This window comes from Flagellimonas zhangzhouensis (genome assembly GCF_900102925.1).
Classification (GTDB): Bacteria; Bacteroidota; Bacteroidia; order Flavobacteriales; family Flavobacteriaceae; genus Flagellimonas; species Flagellimonas zhangzhouensis.
On the sequence record NZ_FNKI01000002.1, the window covers coordinates 1317591 to 1341565 of the forward strand.

Genomic DNA, 23975 nt, shown 5'->3' on the forward strand with positions numbered 1-23975 from the left:
GTTTACCCCGTAGCTGAATTTATTCACTGCGGGGTATTTTTTTGAGCCATTTGGCCAAAATTCCATTTACATCCTCCGATAGATTAAAGCGATACAAGATCCCCAAAAACATGATGATGATCAAAGCTGATTTAATAGCAATGTTTAAAATAGGATGAAAAGGAAATTGCAAGAAGGAAAATAAGGCCCCTAACAATATAAGTGTCGCCAAAACTTTAAACGTTGCCCCAGTAAATGGAGTGATGCCGAACTTCATCTTCACAAAAATCAGTTTTACTACATTAAAAATAAAAATGGAAACAAAACTCGCCAATGCTGCTCCCTCTAACCCTAGTTTGGGAATCAAAACAAGGTTTAAAACAATGGTCAAACCAGCTAAGCAAACCCCAAAAATCAATACGGTTTTATAGTATTGGGAGTTGTATAGAATAGAATTTATATTTCCCAATAAAGAATCCATCACCTTGGCCAAACCAATCAAAAAAACAATGGTAAAGCCATTTCGATAATTCTCTGGCAACATCTGATAAAGGTCCGTCAGATTTAAAATGATCAGCACGAATAAAATTCCAGATGCAATAAACAAGGTCAACGATGACTTTTGATATAACTTGCCCAGCCCATCAATATCCCCAGCATTCAAAAGTTCTGCAGTTAATGGATATGTAATTTGATGCATAGCTCTTGATGGAACAATAATCACCGTAGCTATATAAACCGATACGCCATAATAGGCCACGTTTTCAATACTGATAAACTGATTGAGCATCACCTTATCAATTTCCAATAAAATCAGGGCAGCTGAACCTCCCAAAATTATCAAAAACGAATAGGACAATATTTCCCTTGTTCCCTTTGGGAAGTTAAAATTGATTTTAGGAAAGCGTAATTTAAAAGCGTAGAGTTGTATGATGATAGTTCGTAAAAGATATATTCCAACCAAACATTTAAAAAACACATCCAATGAAATCACATCAAAATAAAAAAGGAGCAATAACACAGAAACACAAATTCGTGCAAAAACCTCTTTCATAAAATTTCCAAAGACCGATTTCATGTGCACTTTACACCAGGAATAAAACACTTCAAAAAAGGCCATGGCAAGTCCCACAAAAAAGACATACCATAAATAATCTTTCACCATAGGGTTTACCTGCGAAACCCAATCTCCCAAAGAATCATACCAAACAAAACCAATCAATGCCAGGGGAAGAATGCCCAATAAGGGAACCAATAACATGAGACTTAAAAATCGGTCTTTCTCCTTTTCGTTGTACCCGCTATAAAATTTCACCAAAGTATTGTGCACTCCAAAAGCCATTACAGGCATAAGAATGGCTCCAGATGCCAATATAAAAGTGACCAAACCGTAGTATTCGTCAGGTAAAATCTTGGTGTAGAGAAATAGGGTGTTGACGGCACCAAACAAGAAACCCAAATAGGTAACCACCACATTTTGTATGGATTGTTTAAGAACAACGCCCATTAGATAAATTTAGCCAAAGATTCCGTTAATGCCTTTCTATGAAATTGTTCTATTCCTTTGGAATCGCAAACCAATGTTCCGTTTTGATACTTTTGAAAGGCATTTAAAAGTACCAATTTTAATTGGTCAACCTTAGAATGCAAACAAAAATTACCTGCTTTAAGCTCCTCAACCATGGTGCCTGCCTCCCACCCTTTCGGGCCAATGGCCAAAATAGGACGTTCTGCATTGAAATACTCAAAAATCTTACCTGGGATAATCCCTTGGGTTTCTTCCGAATCAATTTCCAATAGTAAAAGTAGTTGGGATTTTTGCTGAACTTGTAATACTTCGTCATGGGATAAATAACCCATTTGCTGCACATAACTTTCCAATCCAAAATGCTGGATGGATTGTAGCACCTCTTCCCCCACTACGCCTGCCAATTGAATTTTTACAACTTTTCTAAAATCCTCATTTTCATTCACTAATTCTTGAATAGCTTGCCAAAACCCTAAAGGGTTTCTCCCTGTTAACAACGAACCAATATGTGAAATGGTAAAAGCCTTATCCAAAGTTACTGGTGACAATTCATCATCAAATCCATTGGTGATGACCTTTATGGGTTTCGGAGTGATGGATTCGAACTCAGATTTGGTTGTTTTACTGGTAACTACAATTTTATCGGCTTTCAACAGCACTCCTTTTTCCAAGGCTTTGTGTTTTTGTCTTGCATAATCTGTTAAACGCAATTGCTTATGATAGCCAATCGATGTCCAGGGGTCACGGAAATCTGCAATCCATTGAATGTTATATTTCTTTTTGAGGCCTAATCCAATCAAATGCAAGCTATGTGGGGGACCTGTGGTAATGATAGTTTGGATACCTTCTTCTGCAATGACCTTTGCCAAATATTTTATGGAGGGTTTTACCCAAAGTTTACGAGCATCAGGAATAAATAAATTACCACGAACCCAGAGTAATAACTTTTCCAAAACCGATGGATTTTTTTCCTTAATGATACCCGAACTAATGGTCTTGGTTTTCTTTTTGGAAAGTAAAGAGGCCCAAAAGTAAGGCTCCTTAATGGGTTGTTTCAGTATTTTGATATTCTTTGGAACTTCCGAAACCATATTCTCATCCACAATGGGATAACTTGGATTCTCAGGAACGTAAACTATAGGTTCAATATCAAAATCAGGGAGGTATTTTACAAATTTAAGCCAGCGTTGTACCCCTGGTCCACCTGCTGGAGGCCAATAGTACGCTATGACCAAAACCTTTCGCATTACGAATCTTCCGATTTTTTAGGGTAAAAAGAATAGCCCACACCACCTACAATAATCAATCCTAACAAAATACAAGCAGCTAAAGAGATTTGACTTCCCGTTTGCACAACTTCTGGTTGAAAAGTGAATTCAATTTGATGTTCACCAGCAGGAATCTTCATTCCTCTGAGTGCATAATCTACTTTAAAATGAGGTTGAGGTTCACCATCCACAAAAGCATCCCAACCCGATGGATAATGCATTTCGGAGAAGACAGCAAAGCCTTCATTTGAATTATTCGATTCATATTTCAAATAATCTGGTCGATACTCCACCAAATTAATTTGTGCCAAAGAATCTACTTCGTAACGGTGTTTTGTGAGACTTGGATAGGATTGTGTATTTACAATTGCTTGTGACTTGGAATTAAAATCTGCCAATTTTTGAATAGACTCATCAGCACTGGAAACGGGCAATAATTGTGAAACAAACCAAGCATTCCCATTGGCATCATCATTCAATGCAGGGAAACTACTGCCATCTTCATCTTGTTGAATAATGTATTTCACATTCAACATGTTCAATACCTCCAAATTGTTTCGGTACAAATGGTATTCCACCAAATTTTCCAAGGCTCTTGGTTTTGCAGCATGATATCCCCCAACAGATTTATGGAAATAGGATGTTCTTGCTCCATTGATACCTTCACTAGGATCAAAAACCCTAAAGATTCCAGTATCCTGCTGAATCATCTGGTCAACTTGACTTGCCTGAAAAGGTTCGTTTACTTGACGTTGACGCACAAAATCATCTTCGTTCACATAGCGAAGGGCAATACCCACCAAATCAAAAAGTATCAAAGCACTCATGGCAAAAACCATGATATTTTTATTGATTTTTTCCTTGATGAAAAACCATAATACAGCAGCGGCCAAGCCAACATAAATTAAAGATCTTATGGTATCACTGATATAAACGGACTCACGATCTCGTTGGATCATGCCCATAAGTTCATCACCAAAATAACCACGGTACATTTCGTCGCGTAATCCTTCAAAATTGAAGAAACCTTTTAATAGGAAAATCAAAATGCCCAATCCTGCAGCAATAAAGAAACTCAACTTTAACGCCTTTAATTTTTCTTTGGAATCCACTGAAGATTTGAACAATTCTCGAAGTCCCAATACACCAAGTAACGGTAAACAAAGTTCCAACACTACCTGAATAGAGGAAACGGCCCTAAACTTATTATAGAGTGGGAAGTAATCTATCATGAAATCGGTGAGCACTGGGAAATTTTTACCCCAAGACAGCACCAATGACAAAATTGCTCCAGAAAGCAACCACCATTTTTTCTTGCCAGGCACCAAAATCACGCCCAATACAAACAAAAAGAAAATTATAGCACCCACATAGGCTGGACCTGCAACAATCGGCTGGTCTCCCCAATATAAGGGCAAACCACTGGATAATTCCAATGCCTTGCTTGGCGCTAATCCTTGATTGGTTAAATATTCAAAAGCCTTGGAATTTTTACCCAAATCCTCATTTCCTGAACCTCCAAACAATCTTGGAACAAACAAATCCAAAGATTCAGCAATGCCATAACTGTATTGGGTAATATAATCTCTGTCCAATCCTGTACTAATTGCTTTTGGACTTCCATCAGGATTAATGGTCAATTCCGATTTGCCACGCGTACTCCAGTCTGCATATTCTTTGGTGGCCATTAGTCCAGTTGCATTCGTGGCTATGGATAAAACAACCGCTAACACACAAAGTCCAACAGAAATAAAAAAATGTTTTAACTCCTTTTCCTTGATGGCATAAATAAGATAGACCAATCCAAAAACCAAGACCAACAACATAAAATAATAGGTCATTTGGTAATGGTTGGCACTAATCTCCAAGGCCATGGCCAATGCCGTAAGTATAAATCCGAGGATGTATTTTTTTCGAAAGACCAGAATGATTCCACCCAAAACCATGGGCATGTAGCCCAAAGCATGGGCTTTGGCATTATGTCCTACCCCTAAAATAATAATCAGATAGGTGGAAAATCCAAAAGCCAGTGCACCTAAGGCTGCCAGTCTAAAATCGACCTTAAGGCAAAGCAATAAAATGTAAAATCCAATCAGATACAAAAAGAGATAATCTGCTGGTCTGGGCAAAAACCGAATCAATCGGTCCAGTTTTTTCACATAATCGTGCGGATAGTTGGCGCCCAACTGATAGGTGGGCATACCTCCAAAGGCACTATTGGTCCAATAAGATTCCTCACCTGTGACCTCCTTAAAATCGTTTCTTTCCTTGGCCATACCCTTGTATTGGGCAATATCCGATTGGTAAATGGCCTTCCCCTGCAGCACTGGATAGAAATAAACCAGCGAGGCAAGAATAAATAAACCGATAACGCAAATATGTGTAATAAGGGCTTTTGGAGAAAGATTCATGGATAGGTTTTGAAAAGACAAATATTAATCAATTTCTTCAAAATCTATGTATTCTCCAACTTTTTTTGAGGGATTCGATTTTCTTCTGAAAGGCTTTTTATCCACAGTGGTCTCCCCTTCTCTTGTTTGTTCTCGGTAGCTATCTTCATAATTGCCAAACTGCTGACCGAACTTTTCCCCCGTCTTTTTTACGGCATAGTTCAGCATTTTGGGTGCGAGCCATTTCCAAAGCAATTTAAAGCCATAGTATAATAAGATGGCTATTAATATCGTTTTCAGTAAAACCATATAGCTTTCATTATTGTATCAAAATTACACTGTTAGTCACGTAAACCCGTAAAACGTATCTTAAAATAGTATTAAAACCTAGTTATATGGATTTTTCCATCATCAAAAAGTCATTACCCTTATTCTTATTTTTTCCTGCCATTCTTTGTGCACAATATACCGATGTTATCAATTCTAACCGACCAGGAAGGGCCCCAAGCGCCTATTCCGTAGGTAAAAATGTGGTTCAGGCCGAGGTGGGTATGTTGTATGAACAGCAGGATAATGTAGATTTAAATTCCGATTCCAATATTCTAGGAGTTGATTATGCTCTTAGATACGGATTACTTTTTGAAGAATTGGAAGTTCTTGTGGAAGGCTCCTTTATCACCCAAAATATTACCTACCCCGATTTGGGCATCGAAGGTAAATTGACCAACTTTTCCCGTAATCGCGCAGGTATAAAATATTTGATTTTTGATCCCTATAAAGATCCAGAACGAAATAAGCCCAATTTATACAGCTGGAGGGCCAACAATTTGTTCCAATGGAAAAACTTGATTCCTGCCGTGTCGCTTTATGGTGGTGCCAATTTTACCCTGGGCGATAATCCTTTTTATGTTGGCGAACCGACTGTATCTTATCGTGGTGCCGTATCTACACAAAGTAGGCTTTCACCAAGGTTTGTTTTGATTTCCAATATTGTTTACGACAGAATTACCACTGATTTTCCTGAATGGCGCTTTGCGCTTTCGGTTTCCCATGCGTTCCGTGATCCAAGATGGAGTGTGTTTTTTGAAGGACAGGGGATTTCTGGTGAACGCTATTCTGATGTTATTTTAAGAACTGGTGTCGCCCGTTTGATCAATAAAAACTTTCAGGCCGATTTTCATTTAGGATCTGGTTTTAACAATTCTCCATCTAGAGTATTTGCCGTGCTTGGCTTCTCCTACCGATTGGATTTTCATAAAGATGAATTTATTCCCATTGTGGAGCAACAATCGGGTGTAAATGGTAAAATCAAAAAGAATTCCAATAGGAAAAAGTCAAAAAAGCGGGGCAAAAAGAATAAAGACGGCATAGATTTCTAAGTTTTGCCCCCCGACGCTTTTATGCTGATGGTAATATTCCTAATATTGAGGTATAATTAGGATGTATGGTTACCATTAAAGAAGTTCAGACCAAGTCGGACTTAAAAGACTTTGTGAAATTTCCTTTTTCCCTCTACAAAGGTTCGCCCTATTGGGTGCCACCCATCATCAAAGATGAGATGGAATCTTTTGACAAGACCAAAAATCCTGTTTTTAAAAGTGCGGAGGCTACCTTCTTTTTAGCATATAAAGACAATAAAATTGTAGGCCGCGTAGCTGCCATCATCAATCGGTTGGAAGTTGAAGAACAAGGTCTTAAGAAAATGCGCTTTGGTTGGTTCGATTTTGTGGATGACCTAGAGGTTTCCAAAACTTTATTGGATAAGGTAAAAGAAATTGGCCAACAACATCAACTGGAATATATGGAAGGTCCCGTTGGTTTTTCCAATTTGGATAAGGTGGGTGTACTTACCGAAGGTTTTGACCATATTGGAACCATGGTTACTTGGTACAACCACCCGTATTACCAATCTCATTTTGAACACCACGGTTTTACCAAAGAAAAAGAATATCGCGAAAGCAAATTTTTGGCCTCCAATGCCGACCCTAAGCTTTTTGAAAAAGCCAATTTGCTCATCAAGAAAAGATATGGTCTAAAAGAACTCAACTTTGATAAAAGTGCGGACATTATGCCATGGGTGGATAAAATGTTCGACCTATTTAATGAGACCTACGCCAAGCTTTCTTCCTTTGTAAAGATTACGGATATCCAAAAGGAGTATTTCAAAAAGAAATACATCAGCTTTATCAATCCAGAATACATCAAGTTTGTTGTGGATGCCGAAGACAATTTGGTGGCTTTTGCCATTGTAATGCCTTCCTTTTCTGAAGCGCTACAAAAAGCAAATGGAAAATTGTTCCCTTTGGGTATATTTCATTTATTGAGTGCACGAAAAAACAGCAAGGATGCCATATTTTATTTGATTGGAATCCACCCAAATTATCAAAATAAAGGGGTAACATCCATTATTTTTAACGAATACTATCATACCTTTAAAAAACGGGGCGTGGTCAACTGTATACGAACGCCAGAGTTGGAGGATAATCTTGCTATCCAACAAATGTGGAAGCATTTTGACCCAAAAGTGATTAAAAGAAGAAGAACCTATGTAAAAGACCTGTAAAACCAATAAATAACCAACCAAACCCTATGTTTCAACCTTTAAAAAAGCAATGGGAACCTATCCAATCCCGTTGCAAATGAAAAGAAGTTTCCCCCTTCTAAAACAAACTCAAACTGCACATATCACGATTCTAACGCTATGTTTTTTTAACATGGCCCTACTCTTTTCACAGGAAAAAGAGATTATTAAACGAGGCGAACAATGGCTTCAATATAACAACACCGTTCTTTTAAGCGAACATTGGTCCGTATTTGGAAATGCTGGAGCACGTTGGCGTGACGGTTTTGAATCATTTTCTGTTTTTTTCGGACGAGTTGGAGGTCGATTTGTATTAACTGACCATGTTCGTGTTGCATCTGGATTTACCTATGTTGAATTAATTAGTAATGGAGACCGTAGACTTGCCGAATTTAGACCCTACGAAGAATTATTGGTAGTGCCCACGGCGGGCAAAAAGTTTGGCTTGAGCCATCGGTTTCGGTTTGAGCAACGCTTTTTCAACCCTATTGTGGACGATAAAATTCAATCGGACAACACATTCGCGGTTCGATTCAGGTATGCATTGAGCACAAAAATTCCCATTGCGAAACTTTCTAAGGACAATCCCGATTTTAAATTAAGCTTGGGAATAAGCGACGAGGTTATGCTAAATGCAGGCAAAAATGTGGTGTACAATGTGTTCGATAAAAACCGTTTTGTTATTACTTCCACCGTACAATTTAGCAAATGGATGAGCGTGGCTTTGGCCTGGAACGACCAGTTTTTTAATACATCTAGCGCGGGACAGTATGTGCATACCCATGCACTTTGGTTACATGTATCACACACCATAAACCTAAGTAAGAAAAACGTAGAGGAACTGGAACAGGAATACCATGACCCTATTCCACCCAACTCGGCGAACACTTTGGAGTAATTTGTTGATATTGTTAGCCTAATAAATTTAACAATACTAAATCCAATATTTCGTTTTATATACTCCAACCAAATTAAAACGTGTTGTACCATTAACTATGAAGAAATCAATCATCACCCTAGGGATTTTCCTTTTAGGGTTTATAAATTTTGCCTTAGCACAAGGCAATTATTATGTAATCATTAATCAGGATACGGTATCTGTAAACATGAATCAGACGGTTCAATACAAAACGACTTCTGGAGAGCATTTGACCCTGAAAATTGCCCAACCCAATGTGTTGACCTATTCCGATGACATGGTTTCCTTTAGTCACGATAAAACTTTTAGTGTTTCCAATTCAGAAATTGATGAAGGAATTGACCAATGTATGATAATGAGTTCCACAGGAAATGGTTTTATGGTTCAAAAGTACAGAACTATTAACCCTAGTAGTTTAACTCAACTTATGCTTAACGAGATAACCAAAGAAAGCATCAACTACGGGTACGAAAAATCGGAATCTGAATTCAAAAAACAACTCAAAAGCGGTCAAACTATTGAAGGGATTCAAGCTACCCTAACGTATAAAGGTGACAAAGAGGTCTATACGGTTGCTACCTATGGTAAGAAAGATGAGGGGATTATCGTAGTGACCATGTTATTGAATGAAGATTATCCCAAGGATAAAGAAATCATTGATCTATTTTTAGAGACTCTAGAGTTGAAAAATCTTTAACTTAGTGTGGTAAACTCATAGCAGGATGCACCATACTACCCCAACATTTACAGCGCTATTTAAAGTCTTCCTCTGTTTCAGTGTGTTTTTTACCATAGTACAAACAGGGCATTCCCAACAACAGAATAAAATCCAAGTAGGAGTTGAGTTGGATGTGCTGCCTTATATTACTGGAGGTTATTTTGGTGCAATTTGGGCCAGAAAAGGTCACTTTGGGGGGCGAGCATTATTCGCTAAAGTGAATATGCCCGATTTTATTGTTCCTGAAGGGTTTACCGATAATGAAATTAATTCCTATGCACTGATTGCAGATTATTTTTTAAATGAGAATCAAACTGGCATGTGGCTTGGTGGTGGATTAGTTTTATGGGATGGCACCATAAAATCAGACCAAAAGTTGGAAACCACCTCCTATCAAAGTTATTTATTGAATGGCAGTATAGGATACATTATTAATTTAAGCAATAGATTTTACTTAAGTCCATGGGCGGGTTTGAGCCTTCGGGTTGCAGGAACGGACGATATTAGGGTGGACAATCAAATTTATGACCCTCCTTTTCTTAATCCCGAATTGTCCCTAAAAATTGGGGTGAAACTTTAAATTACTCTCCCATTGCCGCAGCTACAGCAGCAGAAAGTCTTTTGTAAGTTCCATTTTCCAAACGCTCACGAATAGATGAGAAGGCATCCAAAGTTTCTTTGATATCTTCCATAGTGTGGGTTGCAGTTGGAATTAAACGCAACAAGATCAATCCTTTTGGAATAACGGGATATACAACTATGGAACAGAAAATTCCATGGTTTTCACGAAGATCTTTTACCAAGGCCATCGCTTCTGGAATACTACCGTTCAAATATACAGGAGTTACACAACTGGTAGTGGTTCCTATATCAAAACCACGTTCTTTAAGTCCATTTTGAAGCGCATTCACGTTCTCCCAAAGCTTGGCTTTCAATTCTGGCATGGTACGCAACATATCCAATCTTTTCAAGGCGCCTTTTACGTACACCATTGGTAAAGATTTTGCGAACATTTGCGATCTAAGATTGTATTTTAAATACTCTATAATTTCTTTATCCGCGGCTACAAAAGCACCGATACCAGCCATAGATTTAGCAAAAGTGGCCAAATACACATCAATTTGGTCTTGCACTCCTTGCTCCTCACCTGCTCCAGCACCAGTTTTACCTAAAGTACCGAAACCGTGTGCATCATCAACCAATAGTCTAAACTGGAATTTATCTTTAAGTGCAACGATTTCTTTCAAAATACCTTGCTCACCACGCATTCCAAATACACCTTCAGAAATCACCAAGATTCCACCTCCAGTTTCATTGGCCATTTTAGTGGCACGTTCCAAGTTTTTCTCTAAACTTTCTGGGTCGTTGTGCTTAAAAGTAAAGCGCTTACCCATGTGCAAACGAACACCGTCAATTATACAGGCGTGACAGTCCACATCGTAAACGATAATGTCATCCTTGGAAACCAAAGCATCGATTACCGACATAAATCCTTGGTAACCGAAATTCAATAAATAAGCAGCTTCTTTATTGACAAATGCTGCCAATTCATCTTGCAATTGTTCGTGGAAATCGGTGTGACCGCTCATCATTCGAGCACCCATTGGGTAGGCAGCACCGTGTTCCAATGCGGCTTCTCCGTCCACTTTTTTAATTTCTGGCAGATTTGCCAATCCGAGATAATCATTGATACTCCACGTTATTACGTCTTTTCCTTGAAACTTCATTCTGTTGGAAATAGGTCCTTCCAATTTCGGGAACACAAAATATCCTTCAGCCTGTGAAGCCCATTTTCCCAAAGGTCCCTTGTTCTCAATGATTCTATCGAATAAATCTCTCATCTACCTTAATATTATTTCAACTGCAAAAATATAGATTTTTGTGAACCTCACACAACGATTTTCAGATATAAAAAACGGCAATGAATTTCATTGCCGTTCCGAGGTGTTATAGAGTAGTAGTGTTTTATTTGATATACTCAATCTTTTCGGGCACTTCAGCGTTTTGAATATCGAAAAAGCCTTGGTTTTCCATCCATTCGTTGCTGTACACTTTGCTCATGTATCTTGATCCATGGTCTGGGAATACCACAACCACATTGCTGTCTTCGGTAAATTCACCCTCCGTGTTCAATTGAAACAACGCTTGGGTGGCAGCACCACTGGTGTATCCTGCAAAAATACCCTCAGTTTGCGCCAATTTACGGGCCATGTGGGCACTTTCGCCATCGGTAACCTTGATATAACGATCTATACTGTTAAAATCTGTAGCGGTTGGAATCAAGTTTTTACCCAAACCTTCAATTCGGTAGGGATATACTTCGTTGTGGTCGAACTCTCCAGTTTCGTGGTATTTTTTCAATACAGAACCGTAGGCATCAACCCCTAATATTTTAATATTTGGATTTTGCTCCTTTAAATAGCGTGCAATTCCAGAAATAGTCCCGCCTGTTCCACTACAAGCCACTAAATGAGTAATCTGTCCATTGGTCTGTTCCCAGATTTCAGGACCTGTGCTTTTATAGTGGGCATCAATATTCAATTCGTTAAAATATTGATTGATATAAATGGAATTTGGAGTTTCGCTATGCAATCTTTTAGCCACTTCGTAATACGATCTTGGATCATCGGCGCTCACGTGTGCAGGACAAACGTAAACTTTGGCACCCATGGTACGAAGCATGTCAATCTTATCTGGAGATGATTTTGAGCTTACTGCCAAAATACACTTGTAACCTTTTACGATACTCACCATGGCAAGACTAAATCCTGTGTTGCCCGAGGTGGTTTCGATAATGGTACTACCAGGTTTTAAAATACCTTTTTGCTCGGCTTCCTCAATGATATGATTTGCAATTCTATCTTTTGCGGAGTGCCCAGGATTAAAGGATTCCAATTTCGCGTAGAAGTTTCCAGAAAGTGGGGCTGTAATGTTGTTTAGCTTAACTAAGGGGGTACTTCCAATTAGGTCTAGGATATTGCTATGCGCATTTATCTGTTTCTTCATAACTGGTATTAGGTAAGGAGCAACACTTATGGGGATAAGTAAATTACTCGCTGCAAATGTAATATTTTATTTTTTAATTGACTTTTCCTTCAAGATCTAAAATGAATGCGTACTCCTTTGCGGTTTCCTTCAAAGCTTCGAATCGGCCAGAAGCGCCACCGTGTCCAGCATCCATGTTGGTATCTAAAAACAAAAGATTATCGTCAGTTTTGTATTCTCTTAATTTGGCCACCCATTTAGCAGGTTCCCAATACTGCACTTGCGAATCGTGCAAACCAGTGGAAACGTACATATTAGGATAAGCTTTGGCCTCCACATTATCGTATGGAGAATAGCTTTTGATGTAATCGTAATATTCTTTCTCATTTGGATTCCCCCATTCGTCATACTCTCCAGTAGTAAGTGGAATGGTATCGTCCAACATGGTAGTGACCACATCCACAAAAGGTACTCCTGCAATAACGCCGTGATACAGCTCTGGAGCCATATTGATCACGGCTCCCATCAAAAGTCCACCAGCGGAACCGCCCATGGCGTACAAATGCTCTGGACTTGAGTAGTTGGAGTCAATCAAAAACTTGGAAACATCGATAAAATCGGTAAACGTGTTCTTTTTGGTGAAGAGTTTTCCATCTTCGTACCAAGGTCTTCCCAAGTACTCCCCTCCTCTTATATGCGCAATGGCATATACAAATCCCCTATCCAACAAACTCAAACGAATGGATGAGAAATAAGGGTCGATAGTTGCGCCGTAGGAACCATAACCGTACTGCAACAACGGACTCGTACCATCTAAAGGCGTGTCTTTATGATAAACCAAAGAAATAGGCACTTTTACCCCATCTCTAGCCGTGGCCCAAAGACGTTCTGTTTTGTAATTGTTTTTATCAAAGGTGCCGCCAAGAACTTCTTGTTCCTTTTTGACGGTTTTCTCCTGAGTTTCCATATTAAAATCGATAATGGAATACGGAGCCCCCATTTCATTGTAATAATAGCGGAGTTCTTTGGTATCAAAATCTAGGTTGGTTGATGGGCCCGCTACGTAAGTTTCGCTATCAAAAGGCAAATAATAGCTATCGGAACCATCCCATTTGGAGATTTTCATCTTGTTGAGGCCATTATCACGCTCTGAAAGCACATAATAGTCTTTAAAAATCTCAATATCTTCCAACAAAACGTCTTCTCGGTGTGGAATGAATTCTTTCCAGTTGTCGGAGGTGGTATTGTCCTCATCCGTGATCATCAACTTAAAGTTGGTGGCTTTGTCTTTATTAGTCAAGACATAAAAGTTGCCATCGTAATGCGAAATGGAATACTCCACCCCTTTTTCCCTTGGTGAGAAAATGGTAAAATCACCCGTTGGATCATCTGCATTTAAAAAACGAAATTCAGTGGTCAATGTACTTCCTGAACCAATAACAATGAATTTTCTTGATTTGGTCTTGTAAACAAATGTGTTGTAGGTAGAATCTTTTTCGTGAAATACCAACTCGTCCTCATCGGAGGAAGTTCCCAAAACATGCTTGAAAATACGATCGGAACGAAGCGTAACTGGGTCTTTTTTGGTATAGAACAAAGTTTTATTGTCGTTGGCCCAAACAGAGCTTCCCGTGGTGTTCTCGATAATGTCAGGATAAATTTCACCTGTATCCAAATTCTTCACCTGAATATTGTATTGTCTTCTGGAAATGGTATCGGTTCCAAAAGTGGCCATGGTATTATCTGGACTTACAGAAACACCCCTTAAATTGAAGAATTCATGACCCTCGGCCATCACATTACAGTCAAACAACAATTCCTCTTCGGCATCCAAAGATTCCTTTTTTCTAGAATAGATGGGATATTCTTTCCCCTCTTCGTATCGGGTAATATACCAGTAACCATCCATTTTGTAGGGTACAGAAGAATCGTCCTCTTTAATTCTGGCCTTCATTTCCTTAAAAAGCTCTTCTTGAAAAGCTTGGGTATGGGCCGTCATTTTTTGGTAATACTCGTTCTCGGCATTCAAGTAATCCAAAACTTGTTGGTCCTCCCGATTGTTCATCCAATAATAGTCATCGATACGAACATCACCGTGCTTTTCTAGTTTGGTCGGATGTTTTGGGGCCACAGGGGGAGTTAAACTCATGGATTCTTCTTTACTGTTTTTACAAGAGCTTGCAAAAATAAGGCATAATCCCAGAATAAATACCTTTGGAATGTACTGTTTCATTGGTTAGTGTTTTAGCCAATTTACTACTTTTGGGCTTACAATGAATTAAAATTGAACCTATGTTTGGAGATTTAATGGGAATGATGGGCAAACTAAAAGAAGCCCAGAAAAAAGTGGAAGCCACAAAAGAACGATTGAACACGGTTATGGTAGATGAACAATCTTCGGATGGCAAATTAAAAGTGACCTTGACTGCGAATCGGGAAATTAAGTCTATCTCCATTGATGATTCGTTGTTGGAAGACAAAGAACAATTGGAAGATTACTTGATTTTAACCCTCAATAAAGCTATCGAAAAAGCAACTAAAATCAACGAAGTTGAATTGGCCGCTGTTGCCAAAGAAGGCATGCCCAATATTCCTGGGATGGATGCTTTTATGAAGTAGATAGCAGTTAGTATATAGTAATCAGTTATCAGTAGTCAGAGGTCTGAAATCTGAAATCTGTCGTCAGTTCGAGTGTTCTGAAAGCGTTTCTGAATGTATCGAGAACGAGTTCGAATAGCTGGATTACTAGATTCTTGGATTGCAAGATTTTAAATGATATTGAACTTGAGTTTGATACATGAACTTAAATTGTCAGTTCGAGTGTTCCGAAAGCATTTCGGAATGTATCGAGAACGGTTCGGATATCTAGATTTTTGGATTGTTGGATTTTTAGATGCTCTTGAGCTTGATACTTGAACTTAAATTGTCAGGTCGAGCGCAGTCGAGACCCAATGACTTCTAGACTTCGCCCGAAATGACAAATCATCCAATAGTTTTTAGGATTTTCAAAAAATGGGCATGCATTTCGTCGGTGTAGTCCAAATGCGTAACTATGCGCAATTTTCCTTGCCCCATTCCAATGATGGAAACTTTGTTTTGCGTCAACTGGGCCAAGAATTCCTCGGATGACATTTTTTCTTCATCAATCTCAAAAATGATGATATTGGTTTCAATCGGTTCTACTTTTTTAATGAAATCCAACGAACCCAAAAGCTCCCCTATTTCTTCTGCTTTTTTATGATCTTCTGCTAATCGCTCGATATTGTTTGCCAAGGCGTAAATTCCAGCCGCAGCCAAAAATCCAGACTGTCGCATACCTCCACCAAATACTTTTCGGATTCGAAGTGCTTTATCGATATCAGCTTTGCTTCCCAATAAAACGGAACCCACAGGGCAACCCATTCCTTTGCTTAAGCAAACACTGATTGTATCAAACAATTGACCGTATGCTTTTGGGTCCTCCCCTTTTTTTACCAGGGCGTTCCACAAACGAGCGCCATCCAAATGATATTTTAAATGGTGTTCGTCACAAACCTTTCGGATTTTCTTCAATTCTTCAAAATCCCAGCAAGCTCCTCCGCCTTTATTAGTGGTATTTTCGATACACACCAAAGTAGTTAAAGGACTATGGTAAAAATCAGGTGGGTTTATGGAGGCTTCCACTTGTTTTGCGGTCATCATGCCTCGCTCTCCATCTACCAATTTACAGGAAACGCCACTGTTGAAACTTACGCCACCACCCTCATAATTATAAATATGGGCGTATTTGTCGCAGATCAACTGGTCTCCTGGTTGGGTATGGATTTTAATTGCCGTTTGGTTGGTCATGGTGCCGCTTGGAAAAAATAAAGCAGCTTCCATCCCAAAATAGTCGGCCACTTTAGCCTCCAAAGCATTAACGGTCGGGTCGTTTTTAAAAACATCGTCCCCAACCTTAGCAGCCATCATGGCCTCCAACATTCCTGCTGAAGGCCTTGTGACTGTATCACTTATAAGATTAATTATCATAAAAGTTCAAATTCAAAAATAAAGTCCAAATACAATACCTTATTTTATTATCAAGATTTCATACTCTTTTCATTGAATCACAATTGACTCTTGAACTTGTTCTTGAATTTTTTAATCCATGCAGTCCATCCCGATCGGTGATCCATCAGGGATTTTCTCTACAGGAATCAATTTAAATTCTGAAGGCTCTTTTGCAAAAGCATCTATTCTACGTACCATTTCAGAAGCAGTAGCACTTTTTCCACTGCTCAACAATTGGGCTTTCAATTCACCCAATGTTTGGTTCGCAATCGCATTTACTTGAGGGTGCACTTCGTTGTGAGCAGCCAAGTTCATGATGTGGTACAACACTCTATAGTTAATGGTATTCTGTACTTCCGCTTCGTAAGCATCTTTATGGCTGGATCCTATTGTCCCATCGATAACTTCATCCAATACTTCTTCAAGACCCAAGTTGTTTTTATCCAAACTCTTTTGCTGAATCAATCGGGAAGCACGCTGAGGGTGCAATAAAAGACCCAAGGTCATATCTGCAGAAGTTTCAGTAGCTGCTAGTGCATCAAAACTTACTCCTGTTCTGCTGTTGATGGACTCTCTGGTACGGTTAAAACCAATAGCTCTTGGTGGGAACAAGGCTAATTTATCCTTTGGAATGGCAATTACGGAAGCATCCAATGTTTTTAGAATAGCCTCCATGGCATCTTCCTGAACAGCTTTGCTTACCATTTCAACTGGGGTTTGACCTCCATCTTTTACGGCATAATTATAATCCAAACCACCAACTATTTTAGAAACAGCTTCGGTTTGGTATCTATGGAAAAAGTAAATGGGTACAAACACATCTTCCAAAACTGAATACGGCTCACCAGTTTTTATGTTATCAATAGAAAAATTGTCGATAGCTTGTTTTCTGATGGCCAACATAGCGTCCAATTCTTCACTAGCACTCTTGCCATTATCCCACAAATGCGCCAAATAGTGCGCACCACCTTGTGGTCTTGCATCTTGATCGGAAATATAACGCAATCCTGCATCCTGAGCTTCTTTTAAGATGGCATTCAATGCTGCTTTCTCATCAGTACCCTCAGGAAAATCGGTATAAGCATATTTTACTATGACTTTATCCCATTCCCCGATTCCAGTATCGTATGCATTGGCGAAACTAATATCATCACCATCCAACTCAAATTGTGGGTGTGGATAATCCATTACGGAAGCACGATTGTTGGTGCTTGCTGCAAAGTTGTGTGTAAACCCTAAAGTATGGCCAATTTCGTGTGCGGAAAGCTGACGGATTCTAGCCAATGCCATTTCCAACATCGGTTCGTAATTGTCGTCTCTTTCTTCAAATGGCTTGTTCATCAAAGCTTGGGCAATCAAGAAATCTTGACGGATTCGAAGACTTCCCAAACTAACGTGTCCTTTTAGGATTTCACCAGTTCTAGGGTCAACAACACTGCTACCGTAGCTCCAACCTCTTGTGGAACGGTGCACCCATTGCACTACATTATAACGAACATCCAATGGATCTGCATCGTCTGGCAACATTTTCATTTGAAAAGCATCTTTGTAACCAGCAGCTTCAAAAGCTTGGTTCCACCATTTACCACCATCCAACAAAGCGGAACGGATGGGTTCTGGTGTTCCGTTATCCAAATAATAAATAATTGGCTCCACAGCTTCACTTACGGCTGCATTAGGGTCTTTCTTTTCCAAGTGATGTCTCCTTGTTGACCTTTTAATGAGAGATTCTTGCACTGGAGTTGCATAATCGTAATACGAAAAAGGATAACCGCCACTTCTTGGGTCAAAATCCCGCTTTTCAAATTCATATTCGGGCAATGCTATTAAAGAATGATGCTGTGCAACAGTCACCAAACCTGGAGTTGGTGTCACAGATCTGATAAAATACCCTTGAGGGTCACCTTTAAAGGTTAAGGTTACATCAAACTCCACATTTTTAGGAAATGCCTTGGTTCTGTCAAATGCCCATGCACTTTTGGATTTGTCCAAATTGTACGAGCCTTGCTTTCTCATTTTTAAACGGTTGGAAACTCCATGTGCATCGCGCATCAAGAAATCGGTGAAATCGATTAGGTAGCTTCCGTCGGATTCTTCCTCGATTTTAAAACCTTCCAAAACTGATTTGGCAAACGCCTGCTCTACAGCTTTACGTTCCAAATCATTGTCTGTGATGGCTCTAAACGTCAAATTGGGTTGAATCAATAATAATTTGGTGCCCGCTTTTCTAAAAAAAACGACTTGCTCATTTCCTAACTGACCACGGTCCAGACCAAGATCGTTACTTCCTACACCACTACTTAGAGCATACACATACAGGAATTCCTTTTCAAGGTCATCTACCTGCAAATAAATTTTGTCGGTGCTATCGTCATAGAAAAAGTTGAAATAGCCGCTGAATTTTTGGAAATCTTTTGTTTTCTCAAAAGTTTGGGCTCCCAGACCCAAACAGGCCATTAAAAAAAGGGATAAGAGGGATACTGAATTCTTCATAATTTGGTTGAAATATTGCCCCCTAAATTATGGAAATCATTTTAAAAAATTAGTTTTCTAATAGACATTCAAACTATTGTTCAATTTGATAAAATTGCATGAATATTTTTATGGGGTTTGTTTTTTGAAGGCTTAATTTTTTTGTGATGTTCATTTCATAAGCCGTTGAAATTCCATATTTTAAGGAAAAACAAATATGGGCCCACCAATCGACAAATCCATCTTCTCCAGCTATACCAAAAAGGACGGCCTTTTTGACGAAGTTTTCAAAAACAATGGCGATGTTAAATCTGTGTACCAGAAGCTTTTAGATCTTTATGGGTCTAGAACCATTGAGGACTACGTAAACTTGAATACCAAGGCAAAATCCTCATTTTTCAACCAAGGAATCACATTTCAAGTGTATGGTGATGAGCATAGTCAGGAGAAAATTTTCCCTTTTGACCTTTTTCCTCGAATAATCTCCAAAGAAGAATGGGATATTATTGAAAAAGGGGCCATTCAACGAAACATTGCCCTCAATCATTTTCTATGGGATGTGTACCACGAAAAGAAGATTGTAAAGGATAAAATTGTGCCCTTGGAACTTTTGAGCTCCTCTCCTAACTATCTGCATCAAATGATGGGTGTTGACCCACCGAATGGAATATACAACCATATTTCTGGGACCGATATTATTAAACATTCCGATGGCAATTATTATGTATTGGAAGATAATATTAGGTGTCCCTCAGGCGTAAGCTATGTTATCTGTAACCGAACAGCTCTAAAAAGGGCATTGTTTGGCGTTTTTAACCATTACAAAACCTATAGCGTTACCAACTATGCAGAAAACTTGTTGAATCTTCTGGAAACTGCGAAACCACAGGGCGTAGACACTCCCGTTTGTGTAGTAATTACTCCAGGTAGGTTCAATTCCGCCTATTATGAGCATTCCTATTTAGCGAAGGCCATGGGTGTTGAATTGGTGGAAGGACGTGATCTTTTTGTCGAGAACGATTTTGTGTACATGAAAACCACCCAAGGTCCAGTTCGGGTGGATGTAGTTTACCGTAGAATAGATGATTTGTTCATTGATCCTATGGAATTTCATCCTGATTCTACTCTCGGCGTACCTGGATTGTTCGCTGCCTATAAAAAAGGAAACGTGACCATCGCCAATGCGCCTGGAACTGGAGTTGCTGATGATAAGGCCATTTATACCTACATGCCAGACATTATAAAGTATTATTTGAACGAAGAGCCCATCTTAAAAAATGTACATACTTACCATTGTAGCCGACCTGATGAGCTTAAATATGTGTTGGATAATATTAAGGACTTGGTAATTAAACCTGTGGATGAGGCTGGTGGTTACGGAATTTCCATTGGAAACCGATTGACCAAAGCTGAAATTGACACGGTAAAGGAAGAAATAAAAGCCGCCCCAAGAAAATATGTGGCCCAACCTATTATGTCACTTTCGGTTCATCCTACCTATATAGACCAAAAAGAATCCTTTGAGCAACGCCATATCGACCTTAGGACTTTCACTGTGCTGGGTAAAGACGAACAATTTGTGTTGAAAGGTGGATTAACACGGGTCGCATTAAAAGAAGGAAATCTTATTGTAAACTCATCCCAAGGCGGTGGTTCCAAGGACACCTGGGTACTAAAAGAATAATTTTATGCTTGCAAGAGTAGCCAACAACCTATTTTGGATGGGTAGATATATTGAACGTGCAGAACATATTGCTCGTTTTATGAACGTGAATTATTTCTCATCCCTCGATGCGCCGCATCAACTTTCACAATCACGACAATTTGTATTACGATCCATGCTTTTTATGGTGGGCGACCCCGTTATGGACGATTCCATTGAATTGAATGAAGAAGAAGTTTTATACGATATCGGTTTGAACAAGGATAAATTCTATTCTGTTTTAAGCAGTATTAAATTGGCTCGTGAGAATGCCAGTAGTTCTCGGGATTTGATTTCCACGGAACTTTTTGAAGCTCTGAACAAGTTTTATCACTTTGTGATAGATTATCCGTCAGAGACTTACATGAAAACCAACTTATACGATTTTACGGTTAATGTAACGGAGATGACGGCCGTGCTTCGCGGTAAAATTAGGGGTACTCTGTTACATGATGAAGTTTATGCCATCATTATGTTAGGCGTGAACATAGAGCGGGCAATTCAGATAACTAGAATCGTAAATACAAAGTTCAACGATGCCTTGATGGCCCAAGGAAGTTATGGTGACCCCATTGGCAACAGTTACGAATGGAGCACCCTGCTAAAATGTGCCGAATCGTACGACATGATGCGCCGCTTGTATAAAAAATCACCAAATAGCACCTCTACTTTAGAGTTTTTATTGCTCAATCCGAACTGTCCACGTTCCTTTATGAACTGCATCAACCAAGTGTACAAACATATTTTGGTGTTGGACAAAAAAGTGGAATATGCCAAAGCATCCACTGCGTTTCAGGTTGGGAAAATACGTGCAGAATATGAGTTTAAATTAATAGAAGAAATACAAGAAGACATTCAGGGCAACTTAAACAACATTCTTAACAAAATGTTCAAAATTAGCGAGAACATGGAGAAAGAATTCTTCCACTACTAGTCGAATTTAATTAAATTGGCCCGATTTTAAATGCGGTGAATGTTGTACGATTATGAAATAGATTACGATACCCAGAATTCGTATGAAAAAGGGTTGGATGCTGCTTTTTGGCAGTTCCTTGTTATTCCAGAAGAGAATGAAACACAGGAACTTACCTATTGGCATTTTGAAAATGATCTAGGAGAAAAAAACAGTGTTTCCATCAATGGTTTGGGCTTTACCACGGTGCAGGTTCGTGCAAACAGAATTATAGACCATATAAAGTTCAATGCCCATTTTAAGCTTACCAAAAAAGAAATCAATCCCTATGATTTTGATTTACCCTTGGATGTTGCTGAAGAAAGAGCTTTACTAAATAGCATCGAATTTAAGACCGACAACGAGCCTTATTTACGAAAAACAAAATTCACCATTCTTAAAGAGCACCACAGCAACATTTACACCTTTAAAGATGAATTGTCCATTTTCCAAAATTTAACCGAGTTGAACACTTGGGCGTTTGGACATTTATATTTTAAAACAGGGGTGACCGACGTAAACACATCACTGGATGAAATCATTGAAAACAGACATGGCGTTTGTCAAGATTTCACCCATTTGTTTTGTGCCATAGCCAAGCATCATGGCGTGCCAACGCGTTACGTTTCAGGATATTTACACCAAGGTAACGGCTTTTTTGGAGATTCACAAATGCATGCCTGGGCCGAAGCTTTTGTGCCCAATGTAGGCTGGATTGGGTTTGACCCAACCAACAACCTATTGGCCAACCACAACCATATTAAGGTATGCCACGGAAAGGATTATACCGATTGTGCCCCACTTAAAGGTGTAGTGTACACGCAAGGTAAAAACGAAACCAAATACACCGTAATGGTAAAAGCGGCACAGCAACAACAGCAGCAATAATTTTGCAAGGTTATATGCCAAAAGAAACTTATTTTTGACCGAAAATTAAATACATGGTAACTACAGATCAGCAAAAAGATCTTATTGAGCGCCTTGGTGCGTTAAGGAGGTATCTTTGACATTGATGCCAAACTCATCGAAATAGAAAACGAGGAAGAAAAGACCCTCGAACCTGGTTTTTGGGACAACCCACAAGAAGCCCAAAAACAAATGCAGTCCATAAAATCCAAAAAGAAATGGGTAGAAGATTTTGAGGAAGCCACCAATTTGGTTGGTGACCTTGAAGTTTTATTGGAATTTCAACAAGCTGGTGAGGTTTCCGAAGAAGAAGTCACCAAACAGTTGGAAAAATCCCTTGCTGCCATTGAAAAATTGGAGTTCAAGAACATGCTTTCCGAAGAAGGTGATGAACTAACTGCTGTACTTCAGATTACTGCTGGCGCAGGTGGTACCGAAAGTTGTGATTGGGCCTCCATGCTCATGCGTATGTACATGATGTGGGCCGAAAAGAATGGGTATAAAATCAAAGAGCTTAACTATCAAGAAGGTGATGTAGCAGGCATAAAAACAGTTACCTTGGAAATTGATGGCGAATATGCTTTTGGTTGGCTGAAAGGTGAAAATGGGGTGCATCGTTTGGTGCGCATCTCCCCTTTTGACAGCAATGCCAAAAGACACACCTCTTTTGCATCCGTTTATGTGTATCCCTTAGTAGATGACACCATAGAAATCGATATAAATCCATCCGATATTGAGATCACTACAGCACGTTCTAGCGGTGCAGGTGGACAAAATGTAAATAAGGTGGAAACCAAAGTGCAATTGGTGCATAAGCCATCAGGGATACAAATTTCTTGTTCGGATTCAAGATCACAGCATGATAATAGGGCTACAGCTATGAAAATGTTGAAATCGCAGTTGTACGAAATTGAACTTCGAAAAAAACAGGAAGCCCGTGCCGAAATTGAATCATCCAAAATGAAAATTGAATGGGGATCTCAAATTCGAAATTATGTGATGCATCCTTATAAATTAGTAAAAGATGTACGTACAGCTGAAGAAACAGGAAATGTGGATGCGGTTATGGACGGCGATTTGGATGCCTTTTTAAAGGCCTATTTGATGATGATGGGGCAAAAAGAGGAATAGAATTCAGATATCAGAAAATTAAAAAATCATGATTAAAATTTATCATAATCCGCGTTGTAGAAAGTCTAGAGAAGGATTGCAAATTGTAGAAGAATCTGGTCAGGATTTTGAAATTGTAAAGTATTTGGATGATGTTCCCTCCAAAGAAGAACTATCGATCTTGATTGAAAAATTAGGTATTTCACCTTTGGATTTGGTGCGCAAAAATGAAGCTGTCTGGAAGGAAAATTATAAGGGCAAAACCTTGTCAGATGACGAGGTGATTTCCGCCATGGTCGAGCATCCAAAACTCATTGAACGCCCCATTGTAGTTAATGGTTCCAAAGCGATTGTGGGTAGACCACCAGAGCAAATCAAGAGTATATTATAATTCTGATAATCAGTTATTTTAACAAAGGTTCTTCAATAGATTAAT

20 protein-coding genes are annotated in these 23975 nt (G+C 39.1%); 11 read left to right on the top strand and 9 right to left on the bottom strand.

Features of this window, described 5'->3' with window-relative positions:
* Nucleotides 1–19 precede the first annotated feature (19 nt).
* Genes BLQ18_RS12870 through BLQ18_RS12885 form a run of 4 tightly spaced genes read right to left on the bottom strand, consistent with a single transcriptional unit; the run spans nucleotide 20 to nucleotide 5474 of the window.
* Nucleotides 20–1486, bottom strand: coding sequence for a lipopolysaccharide biosynthesis protein (locus BLQ18_RS12870; protein WP_090296908.1), 1467 nt, complete (start codon nucleotides 1484–1486; stop codon nucleotides 20–22).
* Nucleotides 1486–2754: a glycosyltransferase gene (locus tag BLQ18_RS12875; protein ID WP_090296914.1), complete on the bottom strand. Its 1269-nt coding sequence runs from the start codon at nucleotides 2752–2754 to the stop codon at nucleotides 1486–1488. Before BLQ18_RS12875 ends, BLQ18_RS12870 begins: the two co-directional genes overlap by 1 nt.
* Nucleotides 2754–5186 (bottom strand): YfhO family protein, encoded by a 2433-nt coding sequence (locus BLQ18_RS12880; protein ID WP_090296919.1) that lies wholly within the window; start codon nucleotides 5184–5186, stop codon nucleotides 2754–2756. Before BLQ18_RS12880 ends, BLQ18_RS12875 begins: the two co-directional genes overlap by 1 nt.
* Nucleotides 5187–5210: 24 nt before the next feature.
* Nucleotides 5211–5474, bottom strand: a complete 264-nt coding sequence (locus tag BLQ18_RS12885; protein ID WP_090296922.1) for a DUF4834 family protein — start codon at nucleotides 5472–5474, stop codon at nucleotides 5211–5213.
* A gap of 86 nt (nucleotides 5475–5560) precedes the next feature.
* On the opposite strand from BLQ18_RS12885, the gene BLQ18_RS12890 reads away from it, so the two are divergent.
* From BLQ18_RS12890 to BLQ18_RS12910, 5 genes are all read left to right on the top strand, one after another.
* Nucleotides 5561–6544 carry a transporter gene (locus tag BLQ18_RS12890; RefSeq protein WP_090296926.1) on the top strand — a complete coding sequence of 328 codons (984 nt, stop codon included), beginning with the start codon at nucleotides 5561–5563 and terminating at the stop codon, nucleotides 6542–6544.
* A gap of 65 nt (nucleotides 6545–6609) precedes the next feature.
* Complete coding sequence (locus tag BLQ18_RS12895; protein WP_090296930.1) at nucleotides 6610–7728, top strand: GNAT family N-acetyltransferase; 1119 nt, start codon at nucleotides 6610–6612, stop codon at nucleotides 7726–7728.
* Nucleotides 7729–7879: 151 nt separating this feature from the next.
* Nucleotides 7880–8644: a DUF2490 domain-containing protein gene (locus tag BLQ18_RS12900; protein WP_175443760.1), complete on the top strand. Its 765-nt coding sequence runs from the start codon at nucleotides 7880–7882 to the stop codon at nucleotides 8642–8644.
* 97 nt (nucleotides 8645–8741) lie between these two features.
* A complete protein-coding gene (locus tag BLQ18_RS12905; protein ID WP_090296938.1) occupies nucleotides 8742–9362 on the top strand; it encodes a hypothetical protein in 621 nt (206 codons plus the stop codon).
* A gap of 25 nt (nucleotides 9363–9387) precedes the next feature.
* On the top strand, nucleotides 9388–9963 hold the full coding sequence (locus tag BLQ18_RS12910; protein WP_139150397.1) for a hypothetical protein: 576 nt from the start codon (nucleotides 9388–9390) through the stop codon (nucleotides 9961–9963).
* A gap of 1 nt (nucleotide 9964) precedes the next feature.
* On the opposite strand, the gene BLQ18_RS12915 is transcribed toward BLQ18_RS12910, so the two are convergent.
* The 3 genes from BLQ18_RS12915 to BLQ18_RS12925 form a co-directional block, all read right to left on the bottom strand.
* Nucleotides 9965–11224 (bottom strand): cysteate-C-fatty acyltransferase, encoded by a 1260-nt coding sequence (locus BLQ18_RS12915; protein ID WP_090296947.1) that lies wholly within the window; start codon nucleotides 11222–11224, stop codon nucleotides 9965–9967.
* 124 nt (nucleotides 11225–11348) lie between these two features.
* Nucleotides 11349–12389 (bottom strand): cysteate synthase, encoded by a 1041-nt coding sequence (locus tag BLQ18_RS12920; protein WP_090296951.1) that lies wholly within the window; start codon nucleotides 12387–12389, stop codon nucleotides 11349–11351.
* Between the two features lie 73 nt (nucleotides 12390–12462).
* Entirely contained in the window at nucleotides 12463–14601 is a 2139-nt protein-coding gene (locus BLQ18_RS12925) for a S9 family peptidase (protein ID WP_090296955.1), read from the bottom strand.
* 59 nt (nucleotides 14602–14660) lie between these two features.
* Here BLQ18_RS12925 and BLQ18_RS12930 point away from each other — a divergent pair, with 59 nt between their 5' ends.
* A complete protein-coding gene (locus tag BLQ18_RS12930; protein ID WP_090296959.1) occupies nucleotides 14661–14987 on the top strand; it encodes a YbaB/EbfC family nucleoid-associated protein in 327 nt (108 codons plus the stop codon).
* Between the two features lie 363 nt (nucleotides 14988–15350).
* On the opposite strand, the gene BLQ18_RS12935 is transcribed toward BLQ18_RS12930, so the two are convergent.
* Entirely contained in the window at nucleotides 15351–16376 is a 1026-nt protein-coding gene (locus tag BLQ18_RS12935) for a threonine aldolase family protein (RefSeq protein WP_090296963.1), read from the bottom strand.
* Nucleotides 16377–16487: 111 nt separating this feature from the next.
* The gene (locus tag BLQ18_RS12940; RefSeq protein WP_090296966.1) at nucleotides 16488–18890 is read right to left on the bottom strand and encodes a zinc-dependent metalloprotease; all 2403 of its coding nucleotides are present in this window, start codon (nucleotides 18888–18890) and stop codon (nucleotides 16488–16490) included.
* A 196-nt stretch (nucleotides 18891–19086) separates the two neighbouring features.
* Between BLQ18_RS12940 and BLQ18_RS12945 the strand changes: the two genes are divergently transcribed.
* The 5 genes from BLQ18_RS12945 (at nucleotide 19087) to arsC (ending at nucleotide 23930) form a co-directional block, all read left to right on the top strand.
* Nucleotides 19087–20553, top strand: coding sequence for a circularly permuted type 2 ATP-grasp protein (locus tag BLQ18_RS12945; protein WP_090296971.1), 1467 nt, complete (start codon nucleotides 19087–19089; stop codon nucleotides 20551–20553).
* A gap of 4 nt (nucleotides 20554–20557) precedes the next feature.
* Entirely contained in the window at nucleotides 20558–21505 is a 948-nt protein-coding gene (locus tag BLQ18_RS12950; protein WP_090296975.1) for an alpha-E domain-containing protein, read from the top strand.
* Nucleotides 21506–21544: 39 nt separating this feature from the next.
* Nucleotides 21545–22411 carry a transglutaminase-like domain-containing protein gene (locus BLQ18_RS12955; RefSeq protein WP_090296979.1) on the top strand — a complete coding sequence of 289 codons (867 nt, stop codon included), beginning with the start codon at nucleotides 21545–21547 and terminating at the stop codon, nucleotides 22409–22411.
* 53 nt (nucleotides 22412–22464) lie between these two features.
* A protein-coding gene (gene prfB, locus BLQ18_RS12960; protein WP_139150398.1) for a peptide chain release factor 2 occupies nucleotides 22465–23560 on the top strand; the annotation gives its coding sequence in 2 pieces (ribosomal slippage) (nucleotides 22465–22527 and nucleotides 22529–23560; 1095 coding nt in all).
* Between the two features lie 28 nt (nucleotides 23561–23588).
* Nucleotides 23589–23930 (top strand): arsenate reductase (glutaredoxin), encoded by a 342-nt coding sequence (arsC, locus tag BLQ18_RS12965; RefSeq protein ID WP_090296982.1) that lies wholly within the window; start codon nucleotides 23589–23591, stop codon nucleotides 23928–23930.
* Nucleotides 23931–23975 lie beyond the last annotated feature (45 nt).